The organism is Pseudovibrio sp. W74 (assembly GCF_001623085.1).
GTDB lineage: Bacteria > Pseudomonadota > Alphaproteobacteria > Rhizobiales > Stappiaceae > Pseudovibrio.
Genome location: NZ_LMCJ01000064.1, coordinates 199,515 through 207,169 on the forward strand (window position 1 = coordinate 199,515; position 7,655 = coordinate 207,169).

Genomic DNA, 7,655 nt, shown 5'->3' on the forward strand with positions numbered 1-7,655 from the left:
TTCCTTATTTACTTTAATTGTACAGGCATCCATGTTCATTAAATCCCTTTAACCAGATCAATATTCAGCAATATGGCCTGCTCATTTACTCGAGTGGGATGGTCTATCTTAGCAATTGTCGCGCCATTCGTGATGAGACTTGCAATACTCTCGTTTTCTATAATCGGACTAGAAGGGAGGGATTTCCAATCTTCTTCTGAGATATGATAGTATTCCCCATCCAAAGCGATCAACATATCTTGATCGTAATCATCAAATACAAAATCGGATTCTATCGCTTTTTCCTCTTCTTTCCGTTGATATTTGTATTCCCTAAATATAGATGCAATGAATGCTTGACGGTGATCGAGATCGAGCGAACGAATATGGGCGTTAAGATGAAGCGGCATGCTGGTACCAAGATGTTTTGTGAAATACCACTCTAACAGATCGTCAGAAGATAGGCCTGAGGTTGCAGCTTCTGCCTCCGACAGACCATTCTTCGCCAGATATTCACGCTTGTCCTCGGCACGCATTTTAAGCTTCCCAAAGATTCCCATGTCACGCAACGTATCAGGCAGCGCTCGGACTATGTCAGCACGCAACAGTCTCCTTACCGTATCAAGTCGTTGGTGCTTTTCTATAAATGTCTGGAAAGTGTCTTCGTTCAGTCCCTGTTCCGACATCCAGTTAATAATATCTTGCGGCTGAACAATATTGCGGCACACAAGATATTCGGCAAATTTGCGCTCAAACCCATCCGGTTTCGCTGTTACATGTGCCCTTGAGGCTTCACGTTCCCCCAGAACTTGGGCCATAGTCATTTCAACAGCAGTCTTGTACGTATTCGGCTCTAACCTAAGCTCTTCTAGAAGCTCTTCATAGGACAACGCATCAGCTGCAGGCTCAATCTGACGTACCATACGTTCCCAGGTGTCTGTATGAGCAAATGCAAACTGGGCTTGGTAGTTATCCGGTTCCTGACTGGCACATTCCGCTATATCGTGAAGCATCTGAAGCGCATCTTCACGTTTCGCTTCAACACGCCCTGTTCGTAACCAAAGACGAAAGGGATCGCATTCTTTTGCGGTTAACTTGATATCCTGAAAAACAAGATCATATGACCGTTGCGAAAAATGTAGGGATTTTGCCGCTACTAGAAACGCCTCCGCGAATTCACCATTAACCACCCCTTCATCTTCGGCTTTTTTCAAGGTGGCGCGAATATCGACCATAGCATTCGAAAGGGGAGGGTAACCGATTTCTGCCGGCCCATGTACGATGGCGACTTCATCATCATCTTCAATTTGACCATCTCTGTAGGCTTCAAACACGGAACCCACACCAACCATTCCGAATTTGTGTAACTCGGCAGCACGCAGCGCACCCATGCTCGATGCGCCAAACACGCGCACACCTTGGCTCATCGCATAAAGTATTTCTTTGTGCCAGACTGCAGGTATACGCTCGAAATAACCGTCAATGATACCGATCAGGCGGGCGCCATTTGCGACTGCTCGATATATATCTCCCTGAGAAGCAGGTGCTCTATACTCCGATTCAAGTATTTCTCTTGCTGTAGAAATAGGAAGTGTTGGACCTAGAAAAACAACCGTCTTCATGCTGCTTCTCCCGTCAGAGTTTTTTGCTGGGCTTGTGCCCTACGGCCAACAACATAACCGGGTGCATCATGAATACCTTCCAGTCCTGGTATAATTACCTTAACCACCTCGATGCTTGGTATCCGCCCATCCAGATCAACGGTGACAACCTCTCTCAAACCAACTGCACGCAACAGATCAATTTGTAGTTCAACATCCGCTTCAAAGGAATCTGTCTCAAAGGTCGGGACATTCCCAAAATTGATAGATGGGGCTGTCGTAGGTTTATCGATCCACGTGAGATATTTATTTACCCTTTCAGGCTCTCGCATGGAAAGATACACGTCGCGATGCGCATCATCACGAGCACCCGAAATAAATGTCAGGCGAGTTTGCGCCGCCTCGGTTAAAGCCCTGAGTAATGCAATCTCGCGATTAACATGACAACCGCTACCTTCACTATAATAGTGCCGTCCAAGATGGTTGAGGGTACGGTCCGCCATAACACAAGCGAACGTGGGCAAACCTATATCACTCGTAACTGACCAGACACCAACCGCCTGTCCTCCGGCTTCTAACATTTCAATGATCCGACAACAGTCCGGATCCCGAACTGTTGTCAGATCAAGACGGTTATTAGGATTCGATGGACCGCCTCGCAACGCCCAGAGGGCCATGCAATCTCGCTCGACAACCTCGGAAATCGCATGACTTACCGCTTCGAACCACGTGTTGCCACTCGCCAGGCCGTTTGTGCTTATTTGGAAGTTTCCGCTTCCACTGGGCAACGGCAATGTGAAGTTCGAATGTACGGATTCATAAGGTACCCATTTTTCGTTGTCACCTGAGAGATTCTTGCCAGCTATCCAAAGAATTGGCATATGATCATGAAACCGGCTACTGCTCTTGGCAGGGAGGCTTTCAACATTGATTACAGCTACCTCCTCGGAAATTTCACTATAACTTGCGAGGCGCAGAGGCTTTTTTATGTGTTCCGCGTGCCAAATCTCGACGCCCTCCATGATTCCTGAGACCTTGGCGGCTAAATCATTCATTCCCTTACCCTGAGATACTGAAACAGAACGGGCGTTGGGGCGGTATACTGCAAAAACAGGCACGCCTATGCGGTCAAGTCCAGTGATATTGGCGACCCGGGTAATCCCAAAACTATCCAAGTGAGGTAAAACACGTTCTAACGTGACTGACGGTGCAACTGTCCGATGCATTCCCTCGCGGTAAGATTTATCTGTCATGTGCTTCCGACATAGGTCCAACTGTGATTCTACATAGATATATCACAGGTGAAATCTACAAAATACCTGACACCTTATTGGCCCTTAGTATTGTTACATTCGCCCTGTTTGTCGTCGACACTAGGCGGACAGAACTGTTGATTTGAGTAAAGGAGTGTTTTGGCCATGATCACGACAACAAACAACGTGGATGAAACTAACTTGAAGTTGCATACGTCGCAACAATTTGGTTGACAGCCGAACGTACGAATGATGGCTCTGGTCACACTGCAACAGGCTGTCCAAAATCGACCTATAGTTGAAGTCACTTCCTAGCCGGATGTGCCTAGATTTGAGTTGAATGCCCGCAACTGGTCACGCGCGACGCGTCAGGAATGGCTAGGATTTCGGGCCAATACCGGACATTTGAATGCTTCCATCAAGAGTTGAAGCTGTTCGCAAAGCAGATACACTGTGAGAACAATCTTTCATGGATGTATTTGACTACTATGCAAGACGTATAGTTAGTTCCTGTGCTTGCACCACCTGCCACAGTATTTCTAAATTCACGCACCTTTGTACTTGCATTTCCAGATGAGGCTGATACTCGGAAATGCTGCGTTCCAGCGGACGATTTTTTCAAGACGAAGAATCGAACCAGTATGTAGGACCACAAAATGGAATTCCCTAGCTCAGCACTTTCACAGCATCGTAGCTTTATTTCACAGGCCATTCTCAAGTTCAAAAGCGACAAGCGCATTGTAGGCTTGGCATGCTCCGGCTCATACAGCGATAACACCCTAGATGAGTATAGCGATTTAGATTTTGTCGTCGCCGTCGATCCTCTCCATTACGAAGAAGTATTTACAAAGCGATTTGAAATGATCGCCGAGCTCGGCGACCTTGTGTCTGCCTTCTCAGGAGACCATGTCGGAGAACCCAGACTTGTAATTGCGCTTTATGGCCCAGATGGACTACATATTGATTTTAAGTTTGCCAAAGCGAACGATATCTCCGACCGCGTGGATGAACCAACAATTTTGTGGGAACGAACCGGCCAACTCTCTGAGGCTTTGGCTAAGGGACATGGTGCCTACCCTAGGCTTGATGAACAGTGGGTCGAAGACAGGTTTTGGACTTGGATGCATTATTGCGCGGGAAAAATTTGTCGAGGCGAGTACTTTGAAGCCTTGGATTTCCTGAGCTTCATACGAGTGCAAGTTCTTGGGCCATTAGCTTTGCAACAGGCTGGTTACGAGCCAAGAGGAGTAAGGAAAATTGAATTCGTGCTACCCAAGTTTGCCATGCAGCTTCTTTCAACCGTATGCCAACCTGAAAAGGGACAACTGAAGCTTGCCGCTGAAAATGCAGCCTCCATCTATCTAGACATGAGAAGTTCGGAAGTTTCAACACAAGACAGAGCAAAACAGATTGCATTGTCTGCACTACAAAAAATCTAGGCTTTCAGATTTTTTGTGCGTTAAACTGATCGGCTATTAGATCGAGTTTATTCTACGGAAGGTATTTCTAAACAGTGCCTTCCGTTCCCTGCTGCAAGATACGGAGACGTTGGGGATGTTCGAGTGAATAGCACGTTTACCCGCAAAGGCGCTTATCGCAATCTCTACAGACAGGCGTAAGTTGGGTGAGGTCACTCCGAGGTTGAAGTCGAGCATTGACTAGCGCTGTCTAAGTTTGTCAAATGTTGCACTGGTCACGCAGCAACATTTCTGTACTGGGCCAACACCGGACCTTCGAGCCACTCCATCGAGGGTTGAGTACAGATTAGCTTAACCAATACCAAATGATCTATGAACTCAATTTCGTTCTCACTTGGACACGTGGTTCATTTCGTGGAGTGCCCCAAGTTCTCGTCGTTCAGAACATGAATGTTCGTCGTCGGGAACACCGCTCCGCAACTTCAAGTGGTTACCATGCAACGTGTCAAAATCGCATGACCTCAATACACAGAAGGCCCACCTCTCGGCTATTCAAGAGCTGATCTTGTCCAGCTATCTTTGACGGAGAACTGCGTATATGAGCAAAATTACTGTTTACAAATCTGCATTCAAATGCATAATTGCATATATATGTGGATAGGAAAATAAGTGAAGAACCTTTTAGCCGTAATAGAGTTTATGGAGACCCAGTGTGATGCCCTGAATTTGGGACATCTTGCATGTCTTTTGGTGATTCAAGCCAATGAAGGTCTTTCTGTTCAAGAACTAGCTGACAAACGTGAGACCCATCAGTCAACAATCAGCCGCCAATTGAAAACGCTATGCACGCCAACAAACCGATTTTATCGGAAGGTGATGGGACCAATTGAGGTTGAAGCTACATTTTCTTCAGGAACAGTCGCATTCGTAGAGCAACGCATTAATCCCGAAGCACCAAAAAAAAGAGCACTCTATCTGACTGAAGATGGTTGTGCGTTCTTACAGAAACTAAATGAGATTTTGAAGGGAGATCAATATGAGCAAGAAAATTTTTGAGGCAGTTGGCGCTCGCGTAATCACAGTGTTTGTTACCGCCATAGCAAGCATTGGTATGCTAGCCATTTTGGGTGTGATCTCTACTCTTGCGCTTACTATCGCACTTATTGTTGCGATTCTCGCTTTAATTAGTTCTCTGTTCTCCACACCAGAAATTTGCTTGGAAGTTGAAGTAAACGATAAACACCGAAGTTTTAAAATTGGACCACATTCCAGCTAATCGGGCCCAAAGCTATTTGATGGGCTATCTGGCTACTGCGTGTGTGTGGTCAGGGCGAAGAGAGCCATAGTACTGTTACCAAAACATAGGTGCTTGGTATCTCAGGAATCTGAAGTCTTATTCAGATTGCAATTGCCTTAGAGCAGCTCCAATGGCAGCTATTTTATTAGTAAAATACTGGAAAAGGATGCGGAGCTGCTCCCTTCCAGCCCCTTGATTGCTAAATATCGATCTTCTCTGAAAGCGAGAGTGCATCTTCAAGATCAATGCCTAGGTATCTGACAGTACTGTCCATCTTTGTATGGCCGAGGAGAAGCTGCACAGCTCGAAGGTTACCAGTCTTCTTGTAGATTTGTGCGACCTTGGTTCTGCGCATTGAGTGTGTTCCATAAGAGCTTGGTTCTAGCCCGATTGATAAGACCCATTCTTTCAACATTCGGCCATACTGCCGTGTCGAAATATGCGCTCTATCATGAAACCGGCCCGGCCACAGGTACTCTGACCCTATCATCTCAGGACTGTCTATCCACTTAGATAAGGCTGATCTGGTTCCCTCCATAAGTTCAAACTGAACAGGCTTACCGGTCTTACTCTGTATTACTGATGTACGCTCTTTCACTAGCCCTGCAGTAAAAACATCGACAACTTTCAAGTTTACGAGATCACAGCCTCTGAGTTTGCTATCAATTGCTGTATTGAACAAAGCTAGCTCACGTATTTTCCCTGCAAGCTCAAGGCGGACGCGAATAGCCCAAACATGTTTCGGTAACAAGGGGCGTTTCTGCCCGATAATCCTGCCACGGTTCCAGGCGGGCTTTACAGGCCGGATCATAGGAAGGTTTGATATGGTCATGACAACTCCTCCATACCAACCCTCAACCACCACATCGGGATTACCTTACTGTATGTAAAAGACGGTTTTGAGACTTATGATTTGCAAATGCAACAGTCTACTGATTTGCTTAGGTTTCTATAACCAAGCGAAGCCTGCTTTTAGCCCATCTTGCTACATGCTTGGCATGACAATGAGATCCGGTCATGACAAGGCTTTTGGATGTAAATATCAATGGTTGAAGTAACTTCAGTATTTGCATACTGCGCAAAATGTAGTATTGTTACTACATTAACAAAGGAGGGTGCTATGCCAGTCACCAAGCTATCAAGCCGAGAATTCAACCAAGACATCGGAAAAGCAAAGCGTGCAAGCAGCAAAGGACCGGTTATTATTACTGATCGGGGTAAGCCTTCTCAAGTTCTGTTGTCTTTTGAGGAGTACAAACGCCTGACCAATAAACGACGCAGCATCGCAAAGGCCGTCGCAATGCCAAGTGCAGCAGAAGTAGAGTTTGATCCACAAAAATCCAACATAACGAATAAGCCGGTGGATCTGACATAATGTGGCTACTCGATACTAACGTTGTCTCAGAGCTTCGCAAGGTTGAAGCAGGGAAAGCTGATCCAAATTTTGCAGCCTGGTGTGAGACCGTCGATGCTGACGACCTTTATATTTCCGCTATCACCGTTATGGAGCTGGAGATGGGAATTTTGAGATTGGAGCGCAAAGATGAAGCGCAAGGTTCGGTCTTGCGCCAGTGGTTTGACCAGTTGGTCCTGCCCGAGTTTTCAGAGAGAGTATTGGCAGTGGATACTCAGGTTGCTCAGCGGTGTGCTCAACTCCATGTGCCAGACCCCAAGAGCGAGAGAGACGCATTGATAGCTGCAACAGCCTTAGTACATGGAATGCCCCTTGTAACGCGAAACACTGCAGACTTTAGAAATACAAGTGTTTCACTTAAGAATCCATGGCTTCTCACAGAAACCGCAACATGAGCGGGCCACAAGCGGCCATTGAAGCGATTCCATCATGGGTTGAGATACGCTTACCCGAAGGCTTCTACAGTAACTCTTATGGGCGATCTGGAGTTACTCAACTAACCATTTGCGGAAATTCGCACTACCTTTGAACATCCTGAGTTTGAGTTTGTCTTTAATTTCTAGCTGAAACCATTGAACTTACTGGCGAAGGCAACAAGCACCACGTTGTGGAGGCGTAAGAAACGGATTGTGGTTTGCGGACATTCGAGATGGTACGAAAAACAGGATGCACACGAGGCTACTCTTTGAACGA

8 protein-coding genes are annotated in these 7,655 nt (G+C 46.3%); 5 read left to right on the forward strand and 3 right to left on the reverse strand.

Annotated elements, in window-relative coordinates:
• Positions 1-38 precede the first annotated feature (38 nt).
• Entirely contained in the window at positions 39-1,601 is a 1,563-nt protein-coding gene (locus PsW74_RS27950; RefSeq protein WP_063289719.1) for a TfuA-like protein, read from the reverse strand.
• Positions 1,598-2,833, reverse strand: a complete 1,236-nt coding sequence (locus PsW74_RS27955; RefSeq protein ID WP_063289718.1) for a YcaO-like family protein — start codon at positions 2,831-2,833, stop codon at positions 1,598-1,600. Before PsW74_RS27955 ends, PsW74_RS27950 begins: the two co-directional genes overlap by 4 nt.
• A 656-nt stretch (positions 2,834-3,489) precedes the next feature.
• Between PsW74_RS27955 and PsW74_RS27960 the strand changes: the two genes are divergently transcribed.
• From PsW74_RS27960 to PsW74_RS27970, 3 genes are all read left to right on the forward strand, one after another.
• Positions 3,490-4,272 carry a nucleotidyltransferase domain-containing protein gene (locus PsW74_RS27960; protein WP_063289717.1) on the forward strand — a complete coding sequence of 261 codons (783 nt, stop codon included), beginning with the start codon at positions 3,490-3,492 and terminating at the stop codon, positions 4,270-4,272.
• 648 nt (positions 4,273-4,920) lie between these two features.
• A complete protein-coding gene (locus tag PsW74_RS27965; protein ID WP_153041744.1) occupies positions 4,921-5,307 on the forward strand; it encodes a MarR family transcriptional regulator in 387 nt (128 codons plus the stop codon).
• The gene (locus PsW74_RS27970; RefSeq protein WP_063289715.1) at positions 5,288-5,527 is read left to right on the forward strand and encodes a hypothetical protein; all 240 of its coding nucleotides are present in this window, start codon (positions 5,288-5,290) and stop codon (positions 5,525-5,527) included. The genes PsW74_RS27965 and PsW74_RS27970 overlap by 20 nt, the downstream gene beginning before the upstream one ends.
• A 220-nt stretch (positions 5,528-5,747) precedes the next feature.
• On the opposite strand, the gene PsW74_RS27975 is transcribed toward PsW74_RS27970, so the two are convergent.
• A complete protein-coding gene (locus tag PsW74_RS27975) occupies positions 5,748-6,380 on the reverse strand; it encodes a tyrosine-type recombinase/integrase (RefSeq protein ID WP_063289714.1) in 633 nt (210 codons plus the stop codon).
• A 288-nt stretch (positions 6,381-6,668) separates the two neighbouring features.
• Here PsW74_RS27975 and PsW74_RS27980 point away from each other — a divergent pair, with 288 nt between their 5' ends.
• Entirely contained in the window at positions 6,669-6,923 is a 255-nt protein-coding gene (locus tag PsW74_RS27980) for a type II toxin-antitoxin system prevent-host-death family antitoxin (protein WP_063289713.1), read from the forward strand.
• Complete coding sequence (locus PsW74_RS27985) at positions 6,920-7,357, forward strand: type II toxin-antitoxin system VapC family toxin (protein WP_208988214.1); 438 nt, start codon at positions 6,920-6,922, stop codon at positions 7,355-7,357. Before PsW74_RS27980 ends, PsW74_RS27985 begins: the two co-directional genes overlap by 4 nt.
• Positions 7,358-7,655: the final 298 nt, after the last annotated feature.

What these genes read in the sequence shown, in the direction of transcription:
- PsW74_RS27950 (WP_063289719.1), bottom strand. Translation starts at nt 1,601, where the DNA reads ATGAAGACGGTTGTTTTTCTAGGTCCAACACTTCCTATTTCTACAGCA.
- PsW74_RS27955 (WP_063289718.1), bottom strand. Translation starts at nt 2,833, where the DNA reads ATGACAGATAAATCTTACCGCGAGGGAATGCATCGGACAGTTGCACCG.
- PsW74_RS27960 (WP_063289717.1), top strand. Translation starts at nt 3,490, where the DNA reads ATGGAATTCCCTAGCTCAGCACTTTCACAGCATCGTAGCTTTATTTCA.
- PsW74_RS27970 (WP_063289715.1), top strand. Translation starts at nt 5,288, where the DNA reads ATGAGCAAGAAAATTTTTGAGGCAGTTGGCGCTCGCGTAATCACAGTG.
- PsW74_RS27975 (WP_063289714.1), bottom strand. Translation starts at nt 6,380, where the DNA reads ATGACCATATCAAACCTTCCTATGATCCGGCCTGTAAAGCCCGCCTGG.
- PsW74_RS27980 (WP_063289713.1), top strand. Translation starts at nt 6,669, where the DNA reads ATGCCAGTCACCAAGCTATCAAGCCGAGAATTCAACCAAGACATCGGA.